Genomic DNA, 24,270 nt, shown 5'->3' with positions numbered 1-24,270 from the left:
TAAGAGTGCCGGATCACTCACCTGTACGACATCGGCGGCGCGGAGCGGGGAACCGGGGGAATCGGGGAGAAGGGGGGGTAGCCCCACTGCGCCGGGCCGCCCCGCTCCGTAGCGTTGCCACCATGGAAGCCCGCGACCCTGAGCTGAAGAAGGAACTCGACGCCACCTTGCGTGCCCGCAGGGAGCTGGGTGAGGACTACGAGTCCGCGCTCGTCGAGTCGTTCCTGGAGAAGGTCGAGCAGCGCCTCGACAGTACGGTCGACCGCCGCGTCCGGCGCCGGCTCGCCGAGCAGCGGATGACCACCGCCCGGGGCGCCGCCGAGCCGCCGCGCGGCGGGCCGGGCTTCGGCGAGCGGTTCGGTTTCGGCGCGGTCTCGCTGGTCCTCGCCGTCCCGCTGTCGGCGATCGCCGTCACGAACGCGGACTTCAAGGGCCTGGTGGTGGCCTGGCTGGGCATCGTCGGCGTCAACGCGGTCCACGCGGCGCGCGGCCTGCCCCGGCTGCGCGGGAACCGCGAGAGGTCCGACTGGGAGGAGTGAGTGCCGCGGGGACCGCCGCACCCCCGGTTGCCCGGAGGGCGGGACGACGGCGGTCCCCGCGAGGGACACGGACCGGGTTCAGGGCCGGCCTCGCGTCCAGGCGTCCGTGGAGGCCCGGGAGCCGCTCCGGTTGTCCTTGACGCCGACAACAACCACTGTGCCCGAGGCGTGTTAAGCCGGTGCTGCGCGAACATGTCGCGCTCGTACCACTTTCGCGAACCGCGGTCTTCCGTCCCTCCGGAATGCCGCGGCCACGACTGCGCTCACGACTGCGCTTCCGACTGCGGCTACGGCTTACGCCTGCGGCTTCGCCAGGAAGGCCAGCAGGTCCTGCCGGCTCACCACGCCCGTCGGCTTCCCCTCGACCAGCACGATGGCCGCGTCGTGCTGCCCCTTGCCGCCCAGCACCGCCATCAGGTCCTCCACCGGCTCGCCCGAGCCGACCTGCGGCAGCGGCGGGCTCATGTGTTTGTCCAGCGGGTCGTTCAGCGACGCGCGCTGCGCGAACAGGGCGTTCAGCAGCTCGCGTTCGACGACCGAGCCGATGACCTCGGCGGCCATGACGTCCGGGTGGCCCGCGCCCGGCTTCACGATCGGCATCTGCGAGACGCCGTACTCGCGGAGCACCTCGATCGCCTCGCCGACGGTCTCCTCCGGGTGCATGTGCACCAGCTTCGGGATCGCGCCCTCCTTGTGCCGCAGGACGTCGCCGACGCTCGCGGACGGGCCCGACTCCTCCAGGAAGCCGTAGTCCGCCATCCACTCGTCGTTGAAGATCTTGCTGAGGTAGCCGCGTCCGCTGTCCGGCAGCAGGACGACCACGACGTCGTCGGGGCCGAGCCGCTCGGCCACCCGCAGCGCACCGACCACCGCCATGCCGCAGGAGCCTCCGACCAGCAGGCCCTCCTCCTTGGCGAGGCGCCGCGTCATCTGGAACGAGTCCTTGTCGGACACCGCGACGATCTCGTCCGTGACGGTCCGGTCGTACGCCGACGGCCAGAAGTCCTCACCGACGCCCTCGACGAGGTACGGCCGCCCCGAGCCGCCGGAGTACACCGAGCCCTCCGGGTCCGCGCCGACGACCTTGACCTTGCCGCCGCTGACCTCCTTCAGGTAGCGGCCGGTCCCGGTGATCGTGCCGCCGGTGCCGACGCCCGCGACGAAGTGGGTGATCTTCCCGTCCGTCTGCGTCCACAGTTCGGGACCGGTGGTCTCGTAGTGCGAGCGCGGGTTGTTCGGGTTGCTGTACTGGTCGGGCTTCCAGGCGCCCGGCGTCTCGGCGACCAGCCGGTCGGAGACGTTGTAGTACGAGTCGGGGTGCTCGGGGTCGACGGCCGTGGGGCACACGACGACCTCGGCGCCGTACGCGCGCAGCACGTTGATCTTGTCCGTGGACACCTTGTCCGGGCAGACGAAGATGCACTTGTAGCCCTTCTGCTGGGCCACGATGGCGAGGCCGACACCGGTGTTGCCGGACGTCGGCTCGACGATCGTGCCGCCGGGCTTGAGGGCGCCGCTCTCCTCGGCCGCCTCGATCATGCGCAGGGCGATCCGGTCTTTCACGGACCCGCCGGGGTTGAAGTACTCGACCTTGGCCAGGACCGTCGCCTGGATGCCGGCCGTCACGCTGCCCAGCCTCACGAGCGGGGTGTTGCCGACGAGGGTGATCATCGAGTCGTGGAATTGCACGATTTTCTCCGGGGTCTCCGTGATGGTGCAGCCCAGCGTAAGGGGCGGATGACGACGCGTTCACCTCCGAGCGCGATTGAAAAGCGCCCACTACCGGGCAGTAAGCAAGTGTGCGGGAGGCTTCGAGGAGGTGGCTGCGACTGTGTCGAGGGCAAGGGTGGCACGGCGGATCGCCGCCGGCGCGGCGTACGGCGGGGGCGGGATCGGTCTGGTCGGCGCGGCGGCGGTGGGGATCTTCCTCGCCGAGGTCCAGCTGGCCAAGCGGTCGGTGGGCGGCGGCCGGGCTCCGGTGCCGCCCCTGGCGGACGGGCTCTATGGCATGCCCCTGGCCGGGTACCCCATGGATCCCCCGCTGCGGCTCGCCATGCTCGGCGACTCGACGGCGGCCGGACAGGGCGTGCGCCGGGCCGGGCAGACACCGGGGGCGCTGCTCGCGTCCGGTCTCGCGGCGGTGGCGGAACGCCCGGTCGCGCTCTACAACGCCGCGCAGCCCGGGGCGCAGTCCGACGACCTGGAGCGCCAGGTCACGGTGGTGCTGGCGGACCGGGAGCGGCAGCCGGACGTCTGCGTGATCATGGTCGGCGCGAACGACGTCACGCACCGCATGCCGCCCACGCAGTCGGTGCGCCACCTCGCTTCGGCGGTACGGCGCCTGCGTACGGCGGGGGCGGAGGTGGTCGTCGGCACCTGCCCCGACCTGGGCACGATCGAGCCGGTCTACCAGCCGCTGCGGTGGCTGGCCCGGCGCGTGTCGCGGCAGCTCGCGGCGGCGCAGACGATCGGCACGGTGGAGCAGGGCGGCCGCACGGTGTCGCTGGGCGACCTGCTGGGCCCCGAGTTCCTCGCGAACCCCCGCGAACTGTTCGGCCCGGACAACTACCACCCCTCGGCGGAGGGCTACGCGACCGCGGCGATGGCCGTACTGCCCACGCTGTGCGCGGCGCTCGGGCTGTGGCCGGAGTCGGACCGCCTGGACGCCTCGCGCGACGAGGACATCCTGCCGGTCGCCAAGGCGGCGGCGGAAGCTGCGTCGGCCGCCGGTACGGAGGTCACGGCCGCCCGGGCCCCCTGGGCCCTCCTCAAGCACCGACGCCGCCGGCGCCTTCCCGTCCCGGCGGAACCGGCCCACCAGCCGGAGCCCCGCCGCGCGCTGTGACAGACGCGGCCGCGCCGCCCGCGGGGGCTCGGCCCCGGACCCGGCTCCCCGGTCGCCGGACGGGCCGGGGCCTGCCCCCGTCAGTTTCGGGAGAGGGCGGGACGGGGAAGGAAACCCACCGACTGAGCGGACGCTTAGAAAAGAGGCCCGCATCACATCACCAGGTCGGTGACCACAGCCGTACGTACGGGTAACTTCCCACTCAGCCGTGCCCAATCGCCCTTCTCGCCCCCATGGAGCCGTCGTGCCCGAAGCCGTGATCGTTTCCACCGCCCGTTCGCCCATCGGCCGCGCCTTCAAGGGCTCGCTGAAGGACCTGCGGCCCGACGACCTGACCGCCACCATCGTGCAGGCCGCCCTCGCCAAGGTGCCCGAGCTCGACCCCCGCGACATCGACGACCTCATGCTCGGCTGCGGCCTCCCCGGCGGCGAGCAGGGGCACAACCTGGGCCGCATCGTCGCCGTGCAGATGGGCATGGACCACCTGCCGGGCTGCACCGTCACCCGGTACTGCTCCTCCTCGCTCCAGACCTCCCGCATGGCGCTGCACGCCATCAAGGCGGGCGAGGGCGACGTCTTCGTCTCCGCCGGCGTGGAGATGGTGTCCCGCTCCGTCAAGGGCAGCTCCGACGGCATGCCCGACACCCACAACCCGCTCTTCGCGGACGCGGAGGCCCGTACCGCCGCCGTCGCGCAGAGCGAGGGCGCCGACTGGCACGACCCGCGCGAGGACGGCCTCGTCCCGGACGCGTACATCGCCATGGGCCAGACCGCCGAGAACCTCGCCCGCCTCAAGGGCGTCAGCCGCGCCGAGATGGACGAGTTCGGCGTACGGTCGCAGAACCTCGCCGAGCAGGCCATCAAGAACGGCTTCTGGGAGCGCGAGATCACCCCGGTCACGACCCCCGACGGAACCGTCGTGTCGCAGGACGACGGCCCGCGCGCCGGTGTCACCCTCGAAGGCGTCCAGGGCCTGAAGCCCGTCTTCCGCCCCGACGGCCGCGTCACCGCCGGCAACTGCTGCCCGCTCAACGACGGCGCCGCGGCCCTCGTGATCATGAGCGACACCAAGGCCCGCGAGCTGGGTCTGACCCCGCTGGCCCGGATCGTCTCGACCGGCGTCTCCGGCCTCTCGCCCGAGATCATGGGGTACGGCCCGGTCGAGGCCAGCAGGCAGGCGCTCAAGCGCGCCGGGCTGACCATCGGCGACATCGACCTCGCCGAGATCAACGAGGCCTTCGCCGCCCAGGTCATCCCGTCCTACCAGGACCTCGGCCTGGACCTGGACAGGCTCAACGTCAACGGCGGCGCCATCGCCGTCGGCCACCCCTTCGGCATGACCGGCGCCCGCATCACCGGCACGCTGATCAACAACCTCCAGTTCCACGACAAACAGTTCGGCCTGGAGACGATGTGCGTGGGCGGCGGCCAGGGCATGGCCATGGTCATCGAGCGCCTCAGCTGACCCCGTCCGGGGCCCCGGCCGCACCCGGTTCGTAACCCAATCTCCCCCAGGATGTGATCTATCTCCTGGGGGAGAGGCATATCCCCAGGTCAAGGACGGTTGCAGGCCGAATGCCCGCCAGAAAGATCTGTCCAATTCGTGACGTAATGCACTGACAGGCGGCGCGCACTCGCCTCAAGCTGATGTAGGAAGTCGGGGGATCGATGAAACCGGGAGTAAGTCAGTGAGCGCCATGCCTCTTGCCCTGCTGCTGACCACGGCCGTCGCCACGGCTGTGGGCGCCGCTGCCCTGCACGCAGTCCACGGACTGCGCAAGCAGGTCGCCGCTCTGCGCACCGAACTGACAGCGGCCGCCGCGTTCGGCCGTTCCGGGGCCGCCGTCCCCCAGCAGCCCCGTTCCGCGGAGGCCGACGGGATACGGACGGCAGTGGCCGAGGCCCTCGCGGAGGAGCGCGAGCGCGAGCTCGCCGAGGCGCGTGCCTTCTGGGCCGCGCAGGAGGCCCGTGACGCCGCCGACGCCCCGTCGCTGCTGGGCGGCCTGCCCGGCCTGGGCGACGAGACGCCCCCGTTCTTCGTCCCGCGCCAGGCGGACTTCACGGGCCTGGAGTCGTTCGACGCGTACGAGGCGCTCGAATCCCTCGACAGGGCCGGCGCCGTCGATCCCCTCGGCTGTGCCGACGGCATCGAGGGCATCGAGGGCGTCGACGGGCTGGACGGCCTGGAGCCGGCCGACGCGTTCCCCGAGGACTCCCCCGAGCTGGCCGCCGCCCGCCGCCGCCACCCCTCGCACCCGGACTTCGTGCCGGTCCAGGCGCCGGCCGTGACCGACCACGAGCGCACCGTGGCCCGCCTGGAAGAGCTCGCGGCCGCCCGTACCGCGCTCGCCGACGTACGGCCGGGGCCGCTCGGCACCCTCGACGTCTACGTCTTCACGGACGGTACGACGCTCTGCATGACCCCCGGCCACCGCGAGACCGCCGAGCGCCTCGCCGAGTCGCTGCGCGCCGGCGAGTCCCCCGTCCTGCTGGGCGGTTCCGGGATCTCCGGCGCGTACGCGCTGACCTTCTCCTGCGGCGAGGAGAGCGTCTACATCCTCGCCGACCGCGTCATCGCGTCCGTCTGACCGGGCGCCCGGTCAGACCTGCGCCCGCGCCGCGGCGGCTCTCACCAGACTCACGGCCTCGTCCAGCCCGGCCCGGGCGGACGGGGCCGTTTCCCGTTCCAGCGCGCACGCCAGATCATGACCGGCCACCGCGAGTTGGTCGGCCACCGCGAACGCGCCCGCGTCCGGCATGATCCGCGGTTCTTGCCCCGGCTCCTCGATCCGCTGTGCCCGCAGGGCCAATTCCCTGGCCAGAGCGAGACCTTCGGCGGCCGCGCCGCGCTGGAGGCGGCTCTGCGGGGCGGCGCGCAGCCGGTCGGCGAATCGGTCCACGGCGGCCGTCAGGGGCGTTGTATCGAGCACCCCGCGACCCTACGCGCCTCCCCGGGGCTGTTGCCAACGGGCGGACACTCAGGCACGGTGACGTGAAGGAGCACTCGCGCGAAGCGTCCGGAGGCGCCGAATGTCCCAAGTCTTCTCCGAAGAGACCCACCGCAACCTGCTGTCCCGCATCCCCCACTGCACCGGTCGTGAAGTCTCCGACTGGCTCCGCACCGTGGACGACGGCCCCGCCCTCCTCCGCTTCGACGAGAAGGTGAGCTGGCTCCGGAGCGAACACGATCTCGCCTACGGTCACGCCAAAGCGATCATCCACGAGCACGATCTGAGGCGCGCCGCCCGGCGACTGCTCTAGCGGCCGGGCCGGAGCGCACATGCGGAAGGGCCCGCCGGGCGAATGCCGGACGGGCCCTTCCTCAGTTCTCAGCGGTTCCCAGCAGCTCTCGGGCCGCCGGGGGGGGCGACTAGTCGTCGCCGCTGAGGATGGAGACCAGCCGCAGCATCTCCAGGTAGATCCACACCAGGGTCATGGTGAGGCCGAAGGCCGCCATCCAGGACTCCTCGCGCGGAGCGCCGTAGGCGACCCCGTCCTCGACCTGCTTGAAGTCCAGGGCGAGGAAGAAGGCGCCGAGCAGCACACCGACGACACCGAAGAGGATGCCCATGCCGCCGCTGCGGAAGCCGAGGCCGTCACCGCCGCCGAACACCATGAACAGCAGGTTCACAGCGGTCAGGACCATGAAGCTGATCGCGGCGATCATCAGGTAGCGCGTGAAGCGCTGGGTGACCCGGATGATCCGGGTCTTGTACAGGACGAGCATGGTGACGAAGACCGCCATCGTGCCCAGCACCGCCTGCATCGGCGCACCCGGCGACACCCACGTGTTCACCAGGTTGCTGAGGGCGCCGAGGAAGATGCCCTCGAAGGCCGCGTACGCCAGGATCAGTGCCGGGACGGGCTTGCGCTTGAAGGACTGGACCAGCCCGAGCACCATCGCCACGAGAGCGGCGCCGACGGCCAGGCCGATGCCGAGGTCCATCACCCATGCGACGGTGGCGCCGGCGATCACGAGGCCGAGCGTGATGCCCGTCCGCGCGACGACGTCGTCCATCGTCATGACGTTGCCGCGTACGGGAGCCTGCGGGGCGCCGTACTGCGTGTCCTGCTGGGCGTAGGGGTTCGTCGCGTAGGGGTTCGTCGCGTACGGGTTCGCGGGGGCGCCCTGGGCATACGGGTTGCCCTGCGCCGTACCGACGGCGGGGCCCCCGGCCTGCGGTGCCGCGTTGAAGCCCGCGGTGCCGTTGTCGCGGCTGAAGCCCCGTCGCGAGAAGACCGGGTTGCTGCTCCTCATCTCACTCCTCCATGGCCACCCTGCGTGGCCTTGACTCAAGAGTAATGGGAAAGCAAAAGGAACACCCTAGTGCCAGGGGAGGATCTTTCTGAGACCGTGACGTGCCCGGAGCCGGACTCGAACCGGCACGCCCCGAGGGGCAGCGAGGTTTAAGCTCGCCGTGTCTGCATTCCACCATCCGGGCAAGGTGCGCGGCTCCGCAATTCGCGGGTCAGAGCCTATCCGGACGGTTCCCCCGGACAGCGGAACTCCTGGCCGATGTTGTCTTATTTTATGGGCGCCTGAGAGGGCGTCAGTCTGTGTAACGGGCCGTCGGCACATGCCCGACGCGGTGGGCGGGCCCGGGGGGCCGCACGCGGGAAAGGCGGAAACTCGACTGCCCGGCCCCCGGCTCGCACCCCTGCCCGGTCTAGGGGGCGGCGTCATACCAAAGGAGGACGGGCGGGCCCGGCGATGCGACTCAAGAGGGCCGCGAGAACGGGTACGAGGGCTGATCCGCGGGCGCCGGTCGGACGGGACGATGGACGAGTCCCCCAAACGTCCCCGACAGGAGTGCCCTCTCGTGACCACCACCCCCACCGCCACCGCCCGCCGCACCACCGCGGTGGCCGCACGCGCCACGGAGCTCTCGAAGGTCTACGGACAGGGCGAGACCCAGGTGGTCGCCCTGGACCGGGTCACCGTGGACTTCCGGCAGGGTGAGTTCACCGCGATCATGGGTCCGTCCGGGTCCGGCAAGTCGACGCTGATGCACTGCGTCGCCGGCCTCGACTCCTTCAGCTCAGGCTCCGTCCGGATCGGCGAGACCGAGCTGGGCACCCTCAAGGACAAGCAGCTCACGCAGTTGCGCCGGGACAAGATCGGCTTCATCTTCCAGGCGTTCAACCTGCTGCCGACGCTCACCGCCGCCGAGAACATCACGCTGCCCATGGACATCGCGGGCCGCAAGCCCGACAAGGAGTGGCTGGAGACGGTCATCGGCATGGTCGGTCTGGCCGACCGGCTCAGCCACCGCCCCACCGAGCTCTCCGGCGGCCAGCAGCAGCGCGTCGCCGTGGCCCGCGCCCTGGCGAGCAGGCCGGAGATCGTCTTCGGTGACGAGCCGACCGGAAACCTGGACTCGCGCTCGGGCGCCGAGGTGCTCGGCTTCCTGCGCAACTCCGTGCGCGAGCTGGGCCAGACCGTCGTCATGGTGACGCACGATCCGACGGCCGCGTCGTACGCGGACCGCGTGATCTTCCTGGCGGACGGCCGGATCGTCGACGAGATGCTCGCCCCGACCGCGGACGGCGTCCTCGACCGGATGAAGGAGTTCGACTCCAAGGGCCGCACCAGCTGACCCGTACGAGCCCGCCCCCCTCCGGCCGCCCCTCCATCCCCAGGACTGACAGAAACATGCTTCGTACCGCCCTGCGCAATGTGCTCGCGCACAAGGCCAGGCTGCTGATGACCGTGCTCGCCGTCATGCTCGGCGTGGCCTTCGTGTCCGGCACCCTGGTCTTCACCGACACCCTTTCCCACGCCTTCAGGAACCAGTCGGCGAAGAGCTACGACAACGTCGCCGTAGCGGTCACCACCTACCCGGACCGCGAGAACGGCAAGAAGGAGCAGGGCATAGACGCCCGGACCCTGGAGAAGATCCGGGGCGTGGACGGCGTCGCCTCCGCCACCGGGCGCGTCTCCGGCTTCGCCGGTGTCGCCGACCCCGACGGCAAGCTGATCGGCAACGGCTGGTCCAACACCGGTGCGAACTTCGCGCCCGGCGACGACGGCAGGAACCCCAAAGACCCTGCGTACGACTTCACCGACGGCGCCGGTCCCGCGAAGGCCGGCGAGGTCGCCCTCGACAGGGCCACGGCCGACAAGGGCGAGTACAAGACCGGTGACACCGTGCGGGTCGCGACCAACGGCCCGGTGCGGGAGTACACCCTCTCCGGCGTCTTCACCACCGAGGACGGCCAGGTCAACGCCGGCGGCTCGCTGGTGCTCTTCGACACGCCCGTCGCGCAGAAGCTCTACCTGGCGCCCGGCCACTTCAAGGACGTCACCGTCACCGCCGCGGCCGGCGCGTCCGAGCAACGGCTGCTCGACGCGGTGAAGCCGCTGCTGCCCGAGGGCGCCGAGGCCCAGACCGGCAAGGAGCTCGCCGACGACCAGGCCGAGATGATCGAGGAAAGCATGAGCGCGCTCAACCAGGTGCTGCTCGCCTTCGCCGCGATCGCGCTCTTCGTCGGCATCTTCCTGATCTCCAACACCTTCACCATGCTCGTCGCCCAGCGCACCAAGGAGCTGGCGCTGATGCGGGCCGTCGGCGCCTCCCGTCGCCAGGTCAAGCGCTCGGTGCTGCTCGAAGCGCTGGTGGTCGGCGCCCTCGCGTCGGTCGTCGGCTTCGTCCTCGGGCTGGGGCTCGCGACGGGGCTGCGCTCCGCGATGTCCGCTTTCGGCGCGAAGACTCCGGCCGGTCCGCTGATCGTCTCCCCCACCGCCGTCGCCGCCGCGTTCGCGGTGGGCGTGCTGGTCACGATGCTCGCCGCCTGGCTGCCCGCCCGCCGGGCCGCCAAGATCCCGCCGGTCGCGGCGATGAGCAGCGTGCACGCCGCTCCGACCACCAAGTCGCTGGTCGTACGGAACTCCATCGGCGGCGCGATCACGCTGCTGGGCGCGGCCGGCATCCTCGGCGGCGCGGCGGCCGGCAAGGACGGCCGGATGCTCATCGGGGCCGGTGCCTTCCTCGCGCTGATCGGCGTCATCGTGCTGATCCCGCTGCTGTCGCGGCCGGTGATCGCGCTCGTACGGCCGCTGATCGGCAAGCTCTTCGGAGTGTCGGGCACGCTGGCCGGCCAGAACGCGGTGCGCAATCCGCGGCGTACCGGGGCCACCGCGTCCGCGCTGGCCATCGGCCTCACCCTGGTCACCGGGCTCTCCGTGCTCGGCGTCACCATGGGCAGGGCCGTGGACAAGATGACCACGGACAACATCAAGGCCGACTACATGTTCTCCATGGCCAACGGGGGTTCGCTGGACGCGTCGGCGCTCAGTGCCCTGGAGAAGACGTCCGGCGTGTCGGCCCTCTCCCCGCAGACGGCCGCCGACCTCGAACTGAAGGGCACCTGGGCCGCGGCCTCCGGTGTCGCTCCCGGCGACATCGAGCGGGTCATCAACGTCACGCCGGTCTCCGGCTCGCTGGACTCGCTCGCCAAGGGCGCGATCGCGGTCGCCGACGAGACCGCGAAGAACAGCGGCCTCAGGGTCGGCGACAGCGTGCCGGTGGAGTTCGCCGACGGCGAGAAGGCGGAGCTGACGGTCGGTGCGACGTACGAGGGCAACGAGTTCCTCTCGCCCGTCCTGCTCGACCAGGAGATCGTGGCCGAGCACGAGGCCAAGCCGTACATCCGGGAGATCTGGGTGAAGACCGACGGCGGCGCGAGCGCGGCGAACGAGAAGGCGCTCGTGGAAGCGCTGGGCCAGAACCCCGCGATCAACGTGATGGACCAGCAGGACATCCGCAACCAGTTCGGCGGCATGATCAACACGATGCTGAACATCATGTACGGGCTCCTGGGCATGGCCCTGCTCATCGCGGTGCTCGGTGTCATCAACACCCTGGCGATGTCCGTCTTCGAGCGTCAGCAGGAGATCGGCATGCTGCGGGCGATCGGCCTCGACCGCGGCAAGGTCAAGACCATGATCCGGCTGGAGGCCGTGGTCATCTCGCTCTTCGGCGCGGTGATCGGCATCGGCCTCGGCACCTTCCTGGGCTGGGCCATCGGCCAGACGGTCAAGGACTCGGTGCCGGGTTACGCGCTGGTCCTGCCGTGGGACCGGTTCGGCGTCTTCCTGCTGCTGGCCGCGGTGGTCGGCGTACTGGCCGCGATGTGGCCGGCCCGCAGCGCCGCGAGGCTGAACATGCTCGCCGCGATCAAGACCGAGTAGGCGGCCGGACGGACCGCGGTACGCGCACGGTGAGGGGCCGGCCCCGGACGGGGACCGGCCCCTCACCGTGCGCCGGCCGTCATCCGGCCGCCGGGTTCCACGTCCGGGCGCGCAGCGGCATGCCCGACGTGCCGCCCTCCCCCGGCCGTACGGCGAGGACCTGGTTCACGCCGATCCCGTTGTGCTCGAAGGAGAGCGCGGAGGCCGCCATGTAGAGCCGCCAGACGCGGGCCCGCCCCTCGGAAGTCACCCGTACGGCCTCTGCCCAGTTGGCCTCCAGGTTGGCGACCCACCGGCGCAGCGTCAGGGCGTAGTGCTCACGGATCGACTCGACGTCGCGGACCTCGAAGCCCGCCTCCTCCAGCGTCCCCACGGTCCGGCCGAGGGGCGCGAGCTCGCCGTCCGGGAAGACGTACGCGTCGATGAACTCGTCCACCTGGTACGCCTCTTCGTCCGGCTCGGGGCGCCGCGCGATCTGGTGGTTGAGCAGTCGGCCGCCCGGCTTCAGCAGGGCGAACAGGTCGTCGGCGTACTCCCGGTAGCGGACCGAGCCGACGTGCTCGGCCATCCCGATCGACGAGATCGCGTCGTACGGGCCGTCCCTGACGTCCCGGTAGTCCTGCACCCGGATCTCGATGCGGTCGGTCAGGCCCTCGTCGGCGATGCGCTTGCGGGCGTACGCCGCCTGCTCCTTGGAGAGCGTGATGCCGGTGACCCGGGCGCCGTACTCGCGCGCCGCGTGGATGGCCATCGAGCCCCAGCCGCAGCCCACGTCCAGCAGCCGCGTCCCTTCCCCGATCCCCAGCTTGCGGCTGATCAGGTCGAGCTTGGCGTACTGGGCCTCTTCGAGGGTCATCCCATCGGCGGAGTCGTCGAAGTACGCGCACGAGTAGACCATCGAGGGGCCGAGCACCTGCTCGTAGAAGTCGTTGCCCACGTCGTAGTGGTGGCTGATCGCCTCCTTGTCGCGGCGCTTGGTGTGCAGCGGCCCCGTGCGGCGTCTGACCTCTTCGGCGGGCGGGGGCGGCGGCGGCCAGGGGCCCGCGAGGGCGACGAGGCCGCGGGCGGCGGCGCGCAGGCGGGGGTCGCGGACGGCGTGGACGGCGTGGACGGCCGACTTGGTCCCGGCGCCGCGCTCCCAGAGCAGTCCGGCGATGTGGTCGAGTGTCTCGTACAGGTCGCCCTCGATGTCGATCTCACCGGCCACCCAGGCGCGGGCCAGGCCGAGTTCGCCGGGCTTCCACAGCAGGCGGCGCAGCGCGCGGCGGCTCCGGATGACGAGGGCCGGGGCGCCGGAAGGGCCGGATTCACTTCCGTCCCAGGCCCGGATGCGGATCGGTAGGGGAGACCCGAGGAGTTCCTCGGCAAGCGTGGTCAGCCGCAGGGCGGCGTCGGCCATGGTGCGCACCTCCGTGACGGTGGAACCCGGATTGTTCGGCGACGTTCTTCCCTCATTAACGCCGCCGTGCACCCGCCGCATCCCGGTACCGGGTAAGGGATCAGCAAAGCAGGTGGCCTCTACATGCACGGACGCCGTGGATCCGGTACGCCGAAGGGGCCGCCCGCACCACGGATGGCGGGCGGCCCCTTCGGGCTGCGCTGTACTGAGTGCCTGACTACCTGCCGGCCCGACCGGTCGGCTACGGTCCGGCCACTGCCGGACCGCCGCCGCCCCACCGGGTCTGCCGGTGCGTCAGGACGCCTTGGCCTTCTGGCCGCCGACGGGCGCGCCCGCCTGGGCGGCCGGAGCCGGAGCCGGCTTGGCGGCCTCGTAGAACTCCTCGCGCGGAGTCTCCATGGCGCCGAGTGAGACGACCTCGCGCTTGAGGAACATCGCGAGAGTCCAGTCGGCGACGACGCGGATCTTGCGGTTCCAGGTGGGTACGGCCAGGCCGTGGTAGCCACGGTGCATGTACCAGGCGAGACGGCCCTTGAGCTTGATCTTCATCTTGCCCATGACGATCATCGCGACGCCCTTGTGCAGGCCGAGACCGGCGACCGCACCCTTGTTGGCGTGGCTGTAGTCCTTCTGCGGGAAGCCGCGCATCCCGGAGATGACGTTGTCGCCGAGGACCTTGGCCTGACGCAGCGCGTGCTGGGCGTTCGGCGGGCACCAGGCGTTCTCGACGCCGGCCTTGCGGGCGGCGATGTCCGGGACCTGGGCGTTGTCGCCGGCGGCCCAGATGTAGTCGGTGCCCTGCACCTGGAGCTTCTCGGACGTGTCCACGTGACCGCGCGGGCCGAGCGGCAGGCCGTAGCGGGCCAGCGCCGGGTTCGGCTTCACGCCGGCGGTCCACACGATGGTGCTGGAGTCGACCTCCAGGCCGTTGTTCAGCACCACGTGGCCGTCCACGCAGGAGTCCATGCCGGTCTTGAGGTAGACCTCGATGCCGCGGCCCTCGAGGTGCTCCTTGCCCCACTTGCCGAGCTCGGGCCCGACCTCGGGGAGGATCTTGTCGGCCACGTCGACCAGCAGGAAGCGCATGTCTTCGCGCTTGACGTTGGTGTAGTACTTGGCCGCGTCGCGGGCCATGTCCTCCACCTCGCCGATGGTCTCGGCGCCGGCGAAGCCGCCACCCACGAAGACGAAGGTCAGCGCCTTGCGGCGGACGTCCTCGTCGGTCGTGGAGTCGGCCTTGTCCAGCTGCTCCAGGACGTGGTTGCGGAGGCCGATGGCCTCCTCCACGCCCTTCATGCCGATGCCCTGCTCGGCCAGGCCGGGGATCGGGAAGGTGCGGGAAACCGCGCCGAGCGCGACGACCAGGTAGTCGAAGGGCAGCTCGTAGGCCTCGCCGACGAGCGGCGCGACCGTGGCGACCTTGCGGTCCTGGTCGATGGTGGTGACCCGACCGGTGAGCACCTCGGCCTTGGGCAGGACGCGTCGCAGGGGTACGACGACGTGCCTCGGCGAGATGCTGCCGGCGGCGGCTTCGGGGAGGAAGGGCTGGTACGTCATGTACGAGCGCGGGTCGACGACCGTGACGGTCGCTTCCGCGTAACGCATCTTCTTGAGGATGCGTCGAGCTGCGTACAGGCCTACGTACCCACCGCCTACTACGAGGATCCTGGGACGCTCCGTGGTGCTCATGCCATCGAGTATCCACCCCTCGGAGGGGGGTGGCTCGTGAGCCCCTTCACAAGCATCCCGGCCCCCTCTGCTACACTCCGCCGCCCACGTGACACAGGTCATGGCGGGGCAGAGGAACCGCGGTGTACGACGGGACGTTGAAAACCCCTCGTGAGCTTGCCGTTCAGGCCTTTTCGGGAGCTGTACCAGCGGTCCGGTTCACACCCGCGCAACGCGCCCGGAACCGTCCGAAATGCGAGTGGCGCACCCGAGTTGGGCGGCGGAGGGGGTCCCGGACGCCCGATCGGGGGCCGACAGCCCCCAATTCCTTGTGAAGAACTTCACGAAGTTCGTCGGCGGGAAGCTTCCGCGAGGCCCGCGGGGGCCCCGGGACGGGCCTGCGAGCCCCTCCCGGGGCCCTCCCCGGGACGGGCCCCCGACCCCGCGGGGGCCCGGGCGCCCGCTCAGGCGATGGACCAGCCGATCCCGTCGAGGATGTCGTGCTCGCTGACCACGACCTCCCGGGCCCCGGTCCGTTCCATGATCTCCAGCAGTACGAGCGCGCCGGCCGCGATGACGTCCACCCGGCCCGGGTGCATGACGGGGATCGCGGCCCGCTCGTCGTGCGTCGAGGAGAGCAGCCGGGCGGTGATCTCCGCGACCCGCTCGTACGGGATCCGGGAGTGGTGGATCGCCGCCGAGTCGTACGTTCCGAGGCCCAGCGCGATCCCGGCCACGGTCGTCACCGAACCCGCGAGCCCGACGAGGGTGTGCGCCTGGCGCAGCGGCACCGTCTCCTCGGCGAGGTCGAGCGCGGCGCGGATGTCGGCCCGTATGGCGGCGACCTGGCCGGGGACGGGCGGGTCGGTGACGGCGCCGCCCTGCACGAGGTGGCGCTCGGTCATCCGTACGCAGCCGATGTCGACGGAGCGGGCCGCCCGTACCCGGTCGTCGCCGACGACGAACTCCGTGGAGCCGCCGCCGATGTCCACGACGAGGTAGGGCCCGGTCAGGTCCTCGCGGCCCGTCAACTCCTTGGTCGCGCCGGTGAAGGAGAACTCGGCCTCCTGGTCACCGGTGATCACCTCGGGCTCCACGCGCAGGATGTCGTGGACGCCGCGTACGAAGTCCTCGCGGTTCTCGGCGTCGCGGGAGGCCGAGGTGGCGACGAACCTGACCTTCTCGGCGCCGTGCGCCGCGATGGCCTCGGCGTACTCGCGGCAGGCGGCGAAGGTGCGTTCCAGTGCCTCCGGGGCGAGGCGTCCGGTGCGGTCGACGTCCTGGCCGAGCCGCACGATCCGCATCCGGCGGTCGATGTCGGTCAGCTCCCCCGTCACGGGGTCGGCGTCGGCGACGAGCAGGCGGACGGAGTTCGTACCGCAGTCGATGGCGGCCACCCGGGTCACTTGCCGTCCTCCTGACCGGTGGCGCCCTCGGCGCACGGCGTCACGCACGGGCCCTTGGCCCACCACTCGGGCAGCAGTGCGAGCGCCTCGTCACCGAAGGGGTTGACCCCGGGACCGGCCGCCAGCGCGTGGCCGACCAGCACGTGCAGGCACTTCACGCGGTCCGGCATGCCACCGGCGCTCGGGAAGCCCTGGAGCACCTCGATCGCGTCACGGCGCCGGATGTAGTCCTCGTGGGCGGCGCGGTAGGCGGCGGCCAGCTCGGGGTCCTCGGCGAGGCGGTCCTGCATCTCCTTCATCAGGCCGGAGCCCTCCAGGGTGCCGATCGCCCCGGCCGCGCGCGGGCAGGTCAGGTAGTACAGCGTCGGGAACGGCGTGCCGTCCTCCAGGCGCGGGGCCGTCTCGACCACGTCCGGCTGTCCGCACGGGCAGCGGTGCGCGATGGCGCGCAGTCCGCGCGGCGGGCGGCCCAACTGCAGCTTGAACGCGGCGATGTCCGCCTCGGTGGGCTCGGTGCGCGGGGTGGTGGGGGGTGCGGCGTCCATGCGTGCGTTCGTGCCTTCGTGTGTGTCGTGACTGCTGATGACTGGTTACTGCGCTGCTGACCGCTGGTCACTTGGCCGGGCGGTCGGCCTGGTCGACGCCGTCCCAGAGGTTGGTGTACCAGGGGCGGCCGGTGCCTTCCCGGTCGTCGCGGCGCTTGTCGCGCGCGCCGGGGTCGATGACGGTGAAGCCCGTCTCCCCCGGCCGTACGAGGTGGAGGTGCTCGCGGGCGAGGCGCTCGATGTACGCGTCGTCCTTGAGCCGGGCCTTCTCGTCGCGGAGCTCCTCGACGCGTCGGCCGGCCTCCCGCATCTTGCGCTGCTGGTCGGCGATCTCGCCGCGCTGCGACACGTACTGACGCATCGGATAGGCGAGGGCCACGACCAGTGAGCACAGGACCAGGACGAGGAGCGCGGCCCGGCCGGTGAGCCGGGAGCGGCGGGCCTGCCGGCGGGTCTGCGAGCGGTAGACACGGGCGGCGGTCTGCTCGCCGAGCACCCGCAGCCTGGTCGCGGTGGAGAACCGGTCCCGGTCCTTCCCGGCCATGTCTCCCGCCTCCCCTGCCGTTACGCACGTACGTCCCCGGACACGGTACGGGACCGCGGCCGGGGACGTACGTACGACGGGCTGAGCTGTTACGCCCTGCTGTGCCTAATCAGTTCGCGGAGCGAAACCGCGGGAAGGCGGAACGGCCGGCGTACACCGCCGCGTCGTCGAGGATCTCCTCGATGCGCAGCAGCTGGTTGTACTTGGCGACGCGCTCGGAGCGGGCCGGGGCGCCGGTCTTGATCTGGCCGCAGTTGGTGGCGACGGCGAGGTCGGCGATGGTGACGTCCTCGGTCTCGCCCGAGCGGTGCGACATCATGCACTTGAAGCCGTTGCGCTGCGCCAGCTCGACGGCGTCCAGGGTCTCGGTCAGCGAACCGATCTGGTTGACCTTCACGAGCAGCGAGTTGGCGGCGCCTTCCTCGATGCCGCGCGCCAGGCGCTCCGGGTTGGTGACGAAGAGGTCGTCGCCGACGATCTGGACCTTGGTGCCCAGCTTGTCGGTGAGGACCTTCCAGCCGGCCCAGTCGTCCTCGAAGAGCGGGTCCTCGATGGAGACGAGCGGGTACGCCGCCACGAGCTCCTCGTAGTACTCCGTCATCTCGGCGGCCGAGCGGGACTTGCCCTCGAACTCGTAACTGCCGTCCTTGTAGAACTCGGACGCGGCGACGTCGAGCGCGAGCGCGATCTGCTCACCGGGGACGTAACCGGCCTGCTTGACGGCCTCGAGGATGAGGTCGAGCGCGGCGCGGTTGGAGTCCAGGTTCGGCGCGAAGCCGCCCTCGTCGCCGAGGCCGGTGGACAGGCCCTTGGACTTCAGGACGGACTTGAGGGTGTGGTAGACCTCCGTGCCCCAGCGCAGGGCCTCGGAGAACGACTCGGCGCCGATCGGCGCGATCATGAACTCCTGGATGTCGACGTTGGAGTCGGCGTGCGACCCACCGTTGAGGATGTTCATCATCGGAACGGGCAGCAGGTGCGCGTTCGGGCCGCCGAGGTAGCGGAAGAGCGGCAGGTCGGACGCCTCGGAGGCGGCGTGCGCGACGGCGAGGGAGACGCCGAGGATGGCGTTGGCGCCGAGGGAGCCCTTGTTCTCGGTGGCGTCCAGGTCGAACATGGCCTGGTCGATCAGACGCTGCTCGGTGGCGTCGTAGCCGACGAGCTCCGGGCCGATCTGCTCGATGACGGCGAGGACGGCCTTCTCGACACCCTTGCCCTGGTAGCGGTTCGGGTCACCGTCGCGAAGCTCAATGGCCTCGAACGCTCCGGTGGAGGCACCGGACGGAACGGCAGCACGACCGGTGCTGCCGTCGTCGAGGCCGACCTCGACCTCGACCGTGGGATTGCCTCGGGAGTCCAGGATTTCCCGGGCTACGACGACGTCGATGGACGGCACGAGCATCTCCTTCTGGGATGTGACGCTATGGGGTGCAGGGTCACTTTGGCCTTGCGACAAGAGCCTAACCGGACCGGGGGCGTCGATCGGCCGTTCGCCCGCCCCCTGGGACAAGAAGAGGCCCGAATACCCGCAACAGCGGACGTAACTCTTGGATGTGCGGAACAGCGTTCCGCTCTACTCATCAGTAAGGGGAAACCCCGGCCCGGCGCGCACGGGGGAAGCGCGCCGGACCGGGGTGCTTCGGGGGAAGCGGGTCAGCTGAGGTGCAGCTGCTGGCCCGCGTAGATGACATCGGCGTCGTCGACGATGTCCTTGTTCAGCTCGAAGAGCTTCTCCCAGCCGCCCTTGACCTTCTTCGCTTCGGCGATCTTGCCGAGGGTGTCGCCGGACTTGACCTTGTACTCGCCGTCGCCCTTCTCGATGACCTTCGGGGCGGCGGGCTTCGCGGTCTCGGCCTTCGGCGCGGAGCGGACCTCGCTGCGCGAGGCGGGCTGCTCGGCGGCGCGCGGGGCGGCCTGCTCCTGCGTCCGCTGCGGCTGGGGCGCGGCCTTCTGCGGCTGCGCCTGCTGCTGCGAGGAGCCGGAGGTGTCGACACCCGGGTCGACGCCGTCGTTGGTCAGACCGCCGGCGCCGGCGCAGGCCCAGGCACCCGGGCCCTGCATGTCGAGGAGCTTCTCGGCGGTGGCTATCTGCTGGGCCTTGGAGGCCTTGTCCGCGGTGGGGGCGTACTGCGTACCGCCGGCGGCGGCCCAGCTGGACGCGGAGAACTGCAGGCCGCCGTAGTAACCGTTGCCCGTGTTGATGGACCAGTTGCCGCCGGACTCGCACTGGGCGACAGCGTCCCAGGTCTCGACGGAGGCGGCGGAGGCCGACGTCGCGCCCATCAGCGGGACGGCGACAGCGGCGCCGGTGATGCCGGCGAACGTGGCGATACGAGCGGCCTTCGACGGACGACGGTGCTTGGCCTTGCCGGAAAACAGCATGCGACATCTCCTCACCGACGCCTACGAGGTGAGCTGTCGGGTTCGGGCCAATGAGTGCCCGGCCGCGCGACCTGCGTCGCGCGCCTTAACCCCAAGCCGGTTCCGTCCGTCTTCCGACGTCCGGGCCCGGCGCCTACCTGGGTCCCCCGCTCCTGCCTACGGCGCTTTACGCGTCGGTTCCCCGACCGACGGCAGGATTCGGCGTGACGGTCGACGGGGCCCGCGATGGCGAGCGGTTCGACCGTAAACACATGAGCCCTCGATGTTCAAAGAGGAGCATCACGGAAATATCGCCCGTTCCCACCCCCACCTGATCCCCATCTGCGCAGGTCAGGGGCGAGACTGACGGACCGTTCGGGCCAGCCGCGTGATATGAGGCAAAGAGATCCATGTCTCACTGTCTCCAATACGGACATAGCGGCCCGAACTGTCCCCGTTTTCAGTTCAGATCGAGGCTTTGGCCAGGGACGATGAGGTCCGGATCGGACCCGACGGTCTTCTCGTTCGCGGCGTAGAGCGCCGGCCAGCCGCCGCGCACGTCGTGCGCGTCCGCGATGGCCCAGAGGCTGTCGCCGGTGCGGACGGTGTAACCCTTGTCCGCACCTGCGTCCGCGCCCCTGTCCGGTCCCGCTTCTTCCGCTTCCCGCTCACCGGCCGTGCCGACCGCGTCGCGTGTCGGTCCGTCACCTCGCGAGGCGTGACGGCCCGATTCGCGCTCGATGCCCGAGTCGCCCGTTACGGCGTCCGTGTCCTCCCGGGCCTTTTCGCCGCGATGCTTGCCCGGGGAGGCGCTCCTCCCAGGAGTGGCCCCAGCGGTTTCACGGGCGGGCGCGCCGGACGTCTCGGCGTCGGCGGTGGCCTCCGCGGCGTCGGCGGCGTCGGCGGCGTCGGCGGCGTCGGCCGACGGAGCCGCCGTCGACCCGGCGGACTTCTCGGCCCCGGCCGCCTTTCCGTCCGAGGAAGCCTCCGGAGCCGTGGAACTCTCCGGCGTCCCGGCCGGCGCGTCGGCCTTCGAGCCGGCCTCGGAACCGGTCCTGGAGCCGGACTCGGAGTCGGCCTTCGGTGCGGCATCCGGCTCGGCGGTCGCGCCGCCGCTCGGCTCGGCGTCCTCACCCTTCGTCAGGCCCGAGATGAGCGCGCAGCTCGGCCACGCCCGCGGCCCCTGTGCGGCCAGTACCTTCTCGGCCACCTGGATCTGCTGGGAGCGGCTGGCGAGGTCGGCGCGCGGCGCGTACGCCGTACCGCCGAAGCGCTGCCAGAGTTCCGGCGAGAACTGGAGTCCGCCGTAGTAGCCGTTGCCGAGGTCGGCACTCCACATGCCGCCGCTCTCACAGTCGGCCACCCGGTCCCAGGTCGTGGCTTCGGCAGCGTTCGCACCGGTCGCGCCGAGCAGCGGGATGGCGATGGCCGATCCGGCGACTCCTGCCGCGACGACGAGAGCTGGAGCCTGGCGGGGTCGGCGGTGTCTACCGTTCCCGGAGCGCATGCGGTGGCCTTTCGAGTGGCGGCTGAGGTTGACGGTGAACGTAGCCGCACTCGAACGTCTGTCACAAGTCGATACAGCGGAGATCACATGAAGGTCTCGCTCTTGACGTACCGTCACTTCCGTTCTGACCCGAAGCGCACGGGCAAAGTACGCAATCCGCGCATAATGAGCCCTCCGCGCCACCGCAGATCATCGGGTTCTGCCGCAAGTCGCAGATCGGGAAGGCGGCGCAGCAGCGTCGCGATCGCCGTCTGCCCCTCCAGCCGGGCCAGCGGCGCGCCGAGGCAGTAGTGGATGCCGTGCCCGTACCCGAGGTGCTGGTTGTCGCGGCGCGAGAGGTCGAGCGTGTCCGGGTCGTCGAAGCGCTCGGGGTCCCGGTCGGCCGCGGCGAGCACGACGAGCACGGGGTCGCCCACCGCGATGTCCTGGCCGCCCAGGGTCAGCGCCTCGGTGGCGTACCGCCAGGTCGCCAGCTCCACCGGGCCGTCGTACCGCAGAAGTTCCTCGACGCCCGTGGCGAGCAGTTCCGTGTCCCCCTCGTCGAGGGCGCGCTGGAGGCGCTCGCGCTGCTCCGGGTTGCGCAGGAGCGCGTACACGCCGTTGCCGATGAGATTGACCGTCGTCTCGAAGCCCGCGAAGAGCAGGATGAAGGCCATCGCTGCGGCCTCGTTCTCGGTGAGGTGCTCGCCGTGGTCGCTGGCGCGGATCAGGCCCGAGATGAGGTCGTCGCCGGGCTCCTCCCGCTTGCGGTGGATGAGCTCGGCGAGGTAGTTGCGCATCTTCTTCACCGACCGGGCGACGCCGCCGCGCGGCCCGCCGCCGTGGCGGATCATCATGCCGGCCCAGTCGCGGAAGTCGTCCTGGTCCTCACGCGGTACGCCGAGCAGGTCGCAGATCGCGTAGATGGGGAGCGGGAACGCGAAGTCGTGGATGAGGTCGGCCTCCCCCTCCTCCAGGAAGGCGTCGATCAGCCGGTCCGTCAGTTCCTGTACACGCGGGGCGAATTCGGCCACCGTGCGCGGTGTGAACGCCTTCGACACCAGGCGCCGCAGCCGCGTGTGGTCCGGCGGGTCGATGTTCAGCAGGTGCGTCATCAGGTCGGCCTTGCGCTCGCCCGGAATGCCGGTCCTGCCCTTGGCGTGCGCGGAGCCGCTGTGGTGGGCCGGGTCCTTGGAGAGCCGCTGGTCCGCGAGTGCCTGGCGCGCGTCGGCGTAGCGCGTCACCAGCCAGGCCTCGACCCCGCTGGGCAGCGTCGTCCGGTGGACGGGCGAGTGCTCGCGCAGCCAGGCGTACGCCGGGTAGGGGTCGGTGGCGAACTCCCAGGTGAAGAGTTCGGGCACGGGGCCCTCGGACGGGGGTTCGGGGGTGTTCTGGTGGTGCGGCACGCCGTCGACCGTATCCCTTCGCCCCCGGCCGCCGGACGCGGGCGAACAGGCTCGACCGCGTCCGGGGAGGGCAGGCCGGGGCGGGCTAGTCCTTGTGGCCCTCCGCCGCCCGGATCGCGTCGCGGTACGTGCGGGCCGCCGCCCGCAGCGCCGCTTCGGGGTCGACGCCGGACTCCTCCGCCCGTACCGCCATGGCCAGCAGTTCGTAGCCGATGCCCTCGCCCGCCGGGAGCGGCACGTCGAGGTGGGCGCCGCGTACGCGCGAGGAGAGCTTCGCGACGAGGGCCAGGCCGGGCTGGCCGAGGGGGACGCCGTCCGTGACCGAGTCGCGCTGCTTCTCGGCCGCCTTCGTCCGCAGCCAGTGCGCCTTGACGTCCTCGGGGGTCTCGGCGGTCTCGTCGCCGAAGACGTGCGGGTGGCGGTGGATGAGCTTGTCGACGATCGTGCCAGCGACGTCGTCGATCGAGAAGGGTTCGTCCTGGTCTTCCTGGGCGATGCGTGCGTGGAAGACGACCTGGAGGAGTACGTCGCCGAGCTCCTCGCGGAGTTCGTCGCGGTCGCCGTCCTCGATCGCCTCGACGAGCTCGTACGCCTCCTCGATGCCGTACTTCGCGAGGCCCTCGTGGGTCTGGCGCGAGGACCACGGGCATGCGAGGCGGATGCGGTCCATGACCTGGACCAGGTCGAGGAGGCGGGCGCCCGGCAGGTCGTACGAGCCGGGCAGCAGCTCCAGGTCGGGCATCTGGACCCGGCCCGACCCGGCCAGCCTCGCCAGGCCGTCGGTCAGGGCCTGGTCGCCCTCGCCGGACGGGACGACGACCACCGTGCGGTCGCCCTCGCACGCGTCGATCAGCTCCTGGGCGGTCGGGGCGGCGTGCTCCACGGTGACGCCCGCCTCGCGCAGGTACGGCAGCTGCGGGTGGTCCGCGTCGGCGCACACCACCAGGTCGGCGTCGCGCAGCGTCTGCCAGGCGGGCCAGGAGAGGAGTCCTGGAGCGACCCGGTGGCTGGCGGTGAGGAGGACGATACGGCCGGGGGCGGCGGGCGCGGGGGCGGGGGCGGGTGCTTCGCTGGTCACCCCTCGAACGTACCCCGGCGGTACGACAGCCCGGGGCCGGCCCCGGCCCCGGGTCTGCCGGACGGGCGGGGGCTAGGCACCCGCCTGCTGCGCCTCGGGGGCGGTCGCCTCCTTGGTGACCTGGGTGATCCACGGGGCCTTGTAGTCGCCGAGCTCCATCTTCTGGTCGTCCCACGTGCCGTAACGCGGGTTGACGTCGATGTCGAGCTTCTCCGACGCGGTGACGAACGCCTCGTTCACCTTCTGCTGGCCCTCGGGGGTGTTGGTCGCGCCGATCTTCTCGGCGAGCTTGCCGACCAGGACGTCCCTGCGGATCGCGTCGTCGATCTGGTCGGGGGCGACGCCGCGCTGCTGGAGGTACATCGCGGCGAGCTGCTCCTCGCCGCCGGCCTGCTCGGCCGCCTCCCCCCGCGCGGTCTGGATCTCCTTGCGGCTCACGCGCGCGCCGGCGTCGTCCGCGGCCCGCTGCACGATCCGGTCCACGATGAGGTCGTAGAGCTTGGCGCGTCCGAGCTGCCCGGTCGCGCCGACGAGCTGGGCGGACTGCGGCGAGGTCTGCTGGGCCTGGCGTACGTCCTTGACCTGCGACTGGAGGGCGGAGACCTCGATACGACCGCCGCCCACGACGGCCGCGGCCCCTGGATGCGCCTCGTTGCCGCAGGCGGCGAGGAACGGCGCCGCGACCAGAAGGGCGGTGGAAAGGGAGAGCGCGGTGCGACGGCGGCGGTGCAAAGGGGGCCTCCCGGCGGTGATCGTGCGGCATCGCGGTGAAAGTGCGACGAACGACCTTGCGGTGATCGAT

21 protein-coding genes, 1 tRNA gene and 1 riboswitch are annotated in these 24,270 nt (G+C 71.2%); of the genes, 7 read left to right on the top strand and 15 right to left on the bottom strand.

Going from position 1 to position 24,270, the window contains the following annotated elements:
• The first annotated feature begins 122 nt into the window (after nucleotides 1-122).
• Nucleotides 123-539, top strand: coding sequence for a hypothetical protein (locus BN1555_RS19250; RefSeq protein ID WP_093800542.1), 417 nt, complete (start codon nucleotides 123-125; stop codon nucleotides 537-539).
• 294 nt (nucleotides 540-833) lie between these two features.
• Here the strand turns inward: BN1555_RS19250 and BN1555_RS19245 are convergent, their stop codons facing one another.
• On the bottom strand, nucleotides 834-2,228 hold the full coding sequence (locus BN1555_RS19245) for a cystathionine beta-synthase (RefSeq protein WP_093800541.1): 1,395 nt from the start codon (nucleotides 2,226-2,228) through the stop codon (nucleotides 834-836).
• 157 nt (nucleotides 2,229-2,385) lie between these two features.
• On the opposite strand from BN1555_RS19245, the gene BN1555_RS19240 reads away from it, so the two are divergent.
• The 3 genes from BN1555_RS19240 (at nucleotide 2,386) to BN1555_RS19230 (ending at nucleotide 5,972) form a co-directional block, all read left to right on the top strand.
• The gene (locus BN1555_RS19240; protein ID WP_093800540.1) at nucleotides 2,386-3,384 is read left to right on the top strand and encodes an SGNH/GDSL hydrolase family protein; all 999 of its coding nucleotides are present in this window, start codon (nucleotides 2,386-2,388) and stop codon (nucleotides 3,382-3,384) included.
• A 244-nt stretch (nucleotides 3,385-3,628) separates the two neighbouring features.
• A complete protein-coding gene (locus tag BN1555_RS19235) occupies nucleotides 3,629-4,849 on the top strand; it encodes an acetyl-CoA C-acetyltransferase (RefSeq protein ID WP_093800539.1) in 1,221 nt (406 codons plus the stop codon).
• A 247-nt stretch (nucleotides 4,850-5,096) separates the two neighbouring features.
• A complete protein-coding gene (locus BN1555_RS19230; protein WP_093803499.1) occupies nucleotides 5,097-5,972 on the top strand; it encodes a hypothetical protein in 876 nt (291 codons plus the stop codon).
• Nucleotides 5,973-5,984: 12 nt separating this feature from the next.
• Here the strand turns inward: BN1555_RS19230 and BN1555_RS19225 are convergent, their stop codons facing one another.
• Nucleotides 5,985-6,314: a hypothetical protein gene (locus tag BN1555_RS19225; RefSeq protein WP_093800538.1), complete on the bottom strand. Its 330-nt coding sequence runs from the start codon at nucleotides 6,312-6,314 to the stop codon at nucleotides 5,985-5,987.
• Nucleotides 6,315-6,414: 100 nt separating this feature from the next.
• Here BN1555_RS19225 and BN1555_RS19220 point away from each other — a divergent pair, with 100 nt between their 5' ends.
• The gene (locus tag BN1555_RS19220) at nucleotides 6,415-6,645 is read left to right on the top strand and encodes a DUF4287 domain-containing protein (RefSeq protein WP_093800537.1); all 231 of its coding nucleotides are present in this window, start codon (nucleotides 6,415-6,417) and stop codon (nucleotides 6,643-6,645) included.
• A gap of 109 nt (nucleotides 6,646-6,754) precedes the next feature.
• On the opposite strand, the gene BN1555_RS19215 is transcribed toward BN1555_RS19220, so the two are convergent.
• Entirely contained in the window at nucleotides 6,755-7,642 is an 888-nt protein-coding gene (locus tag BN1555_RS19215; protein ID WP_093800536.1) for a Bax inhibitor-1/YccA family protein, read from the bottom strand.
• A gap of 102 nt (nucleotides 7,643-7,744) precedes the next feature.
• Nucleotides 7,745-7,826: transfer RNA gene (locus BN1555_RS19210), tRNA-Leu, on the bottom strand.
• A gap of 378 nt (nucleotides 7,827-8,204) precedes the next feature.
• Between BN1555_RS19210 and BN1555_RS19205 the strand changes: the two genes are divergently transcribed.
• Both BN1555_RS19205 and BN1555_RS19200 read left to right on the top strand, forming a co-directional pair.
• A complete protein-coding gene (locus tag BN1555_RS19205) occupies nucleotides 8,205-8,981 on the top strand; it encodes an ABC transporter ATP-binding protein (protein WP_093800535.1) in 777 nt (258 codons plus the stop codon).
• Between the two features lie 56 nt (nucleotides 8,982-9,037).
• On the top strand, nucleotides 9,038-11,575 hold the full coding sequence (locus BN1555_RS19200) for an ABC transporter permease (RefSeq protein ID WP_093800534.1): 2,538 nt from the start codon (nucleotides 9,038-9,040) through the stop codon (nucleotides 11,573-11,575).
• Between the two features lie 79 nt (nucleotides 11,576-11,654).
• Here the strand turns inward: BN1555_RS19200 and BN1555_RS19195 are convergent, their stop codons facing one another.
• The 11 genes from BN1555_RS19195 to BN1555_RS19145 all read right to left on the bottom strand — a co-directional run bounded on the left by BN1555_RS19195 (nucleotide 11,655) and on the right by BN1555_RS19145 (nucleotide 24,200).
• The gene (locus BN1555_RS19195) at nucleotides 11,655-12,974 is read right to left on the bottom strand and encodes an SAM-dependent methyltransferase (protein ID WP_093800533.1); all 1,320 of its coding nucleotides are present in this window, start codon (nucleotides 12,972-12,974) and stop codon (nucleotides 11,655-11,657) included.
• 294 nt (nucleotides 12,975-13,268) lie between these two features.
• Entirely contained in the window at nucleotides 13,269-14,663 is a 1,395-nt protein-coding gene (locus BN1555_RS19190) for an NAD(P)/FAD-dependent oxidoreductase (protein ID WP_093800532.1), read from the bottom strand.
• Nucleotides 14,664-15,106: 443 nt separating this feature from the next.
• Entirely contained in the window at nucleotides 15,107-16,048 is a 942-nt protein-coding gene (locus tag BN1555_RS19185; RefSeq protein ID WP_093800531.1) for a Ppx/GppA phosphatase family protein, read from the bottom strand.
• On the bottom strand, nucleotides 16,045-16,593 hold the full coding sequence (locus BN1555_RS19180) for a DUF501 domain-containing protein (protein WP_093800530.1): 549 nt from the start codon (nucleotides 16,591-16,593) through the stop codon (nucleotides 16,045-16,047). The genes BN1555_RS19185 and BN1555_RS19180 overlap by 4 nt, the downstream gene beginning before the upstream one ends.
• 67 nt (nucleotides 16,594-16,660) lie before the next feature.
• Nucleotides 16,661-17,137, bottom strand: a complete 477-nt coding sequence (locus tag BN1555_RS19175) for an FtsB family cell division protein (protein WP_093800529.1) — start codon at nucleotides 17,135-17,137, stop codon at nucleotides 16,661-16,663.
• 109 nt (nucleotides 17,138-17,246) lie between these two features.
• Nucleotides 17,247-18,533, bottom strand: a complete 1,287-nt coding sequence (gene eno, locus BN1555_RS19170; protein ID WP_093803498.1) for a phosphopyruvate hydratase — start codon at nucleotides 18,531-18,533, stop codon at nucleotides 17,247-17,249.
• A gap of 257 nt (nucleotides 18,534-18,790) precedes the next feature.
• Nucleotides 18,791-19,519 carry a LysM peptidoglycan-binding domain-containing protein gene (locus BN1555_RS19165; RefSeq protein WP_093800528.1) on the bottom strand — a complete coding sequence of 243 codons (729 nt, stop codon included), beginning with the start codon at nucleotides 19,517-19,519 and terminating at the stop codon, nucleotides 18,791-18,793.
• 3 nt (nucleotides 19,520-19,522) lie between these two features.
• Nucleotides 19,523-19,693, bottom strand: a riboswitch (cyclic di-AMP (ydaO/yuaA leader).
• A 265-nt stretch (nucleotides 19,694-19,958) separates the two neighbouring features.
• Entirely contained in the window at nucleotides 19,959-21,005 is a 1,047-nt protein-coding gene (locus BN1555_RS19160) for a LysM peptidoglycan-binding domain-containing protein (protein WP_093800527.1), read from the bottom strand.
• Between the two features lie 113 nt (nucleotides 21,006-21,118).
• Entirely contained in the window at nucleotides 21,119-22,390 is a 1,272-nt protein-coding gene (locus BN1555_RS19155; protein WP_093800526.1) for a cytochrome P450 family protein, read from the bottom strand.
• Between the two features lie 85 nt (nucleotides 22,391-22,475).
• On the bottom strand, nucleotides 22,476-23,468 hold the full coding sequence (locus BN1555_RS19150) for a nucleoside triphosphate pyrophosphohydrolase (protein WP_093800525.1): 993 nt from the start codon (nucleotides 23,466-23,468) through the stop codon (nucleotides 22,476-22,478).
• Between the two features lie 72 nt (nucleotides 23,469-23,540).
• Nucleotides 23,541-24,200 (bottom strand): SurA N-terminal domain-containing protein, encoded by a 660-nt coding sequence (locus BN1555_RS19145; protein WP_093800524.1) that lies wholly within the window; start codon nucleotides 24,198-24,200, stop codon nucleotides 23,541-23,543.
• Nucleotides 24,201-24,270: the final 70 nt, after the last annotated feature.

It is taken from the genome of Streptomyces sp. Wb2n-11 (assembly GCF_001049855.1).
GTDB classification, from domain to species: domain Bacteria; phylum Actinomycetota; class Actinomycetes; order Streptomycetales; family Streptomycetaceae; genus Streptomyces; species Streptomyces altiplanensis.
This window is presented reverse-complemented; position numbering and strand designations above follow the sequence as displayed.

Bases quoted from the DNA above. Each gene is read 5' to 3' on its own strand.
- BN1555_RS19165 (WP_093800528.1), bottom strand. From the start codon at position 19,519: ATGCTGTTTTCCGGCAAGGCCAAGCACCGTCGTCCGTCGAAGGCCGCT.
- BN1555_RS19195 (WP_093800533.1), bottom strand. From the start codon at position 12,974: ATGGCCGACGCCGCCCTGCGGCTGACCACGCTTGCCGAGGAACTCCTC.
- BN1555_RS19220 (WP_093800537.1), top strand. From the start codon at position 6,415: ATGTCCCAAGTCTTCTCCGAAGAGACCCACCGCAACCTGCTGTCCCGC.
- BN1555_RS19215 (WP_093800536.1), bottom strand. From the start codon at position 7,642: ATGAGGAGCAGCAACCCGGTCTTCTCGCGACGGGGCTTCAGCCGCGAC.
- BN1555_RS19180 (WP_093800530.1), bottom strand. From the start codon at position 16,593: ATGGACGCCGCACCCCCCACCACCCCGCGCACCGAGCCCACCGAGGCG.
- BN1555_RS19190 (WP_093800532.1), bottom strand. From the start codon at position 14,663: ATGAGCACCACGGAGCGTCCCAGGATCCTCGTAGTAGGCGGTGGGTAC.
- BN1555_RS19250 (WP_093800542.1), top strand. From the start codon at position 123: ATGGAAGCCCGCGACCCTGAGCTGAAGAAGGAACTCGACGCCACCTTG.
- BN1555_RS19200 (WP_093800534.1), top strand. From the start codon at position 9,038: ATGCTTCGTACCGCCCTGCGCAATGTGCTCGCGCACAAGGCCAGGCTG.
- BN1555_RS19160 (WP_093800527.1), bottom strand. From the start codon at position 21,005: ATGCGCTCCGGGAACGGTAGACACCGCCGACCCCGCCAGGCTCCAGCT.
- BN1555_RS19175 (WP_093800529.1), bottom strand. From the start codon at position 17,137: ATGGCCGGGAAGGACCGGGACCGGTTCTCCACCGCGACCAGGCTGCGG.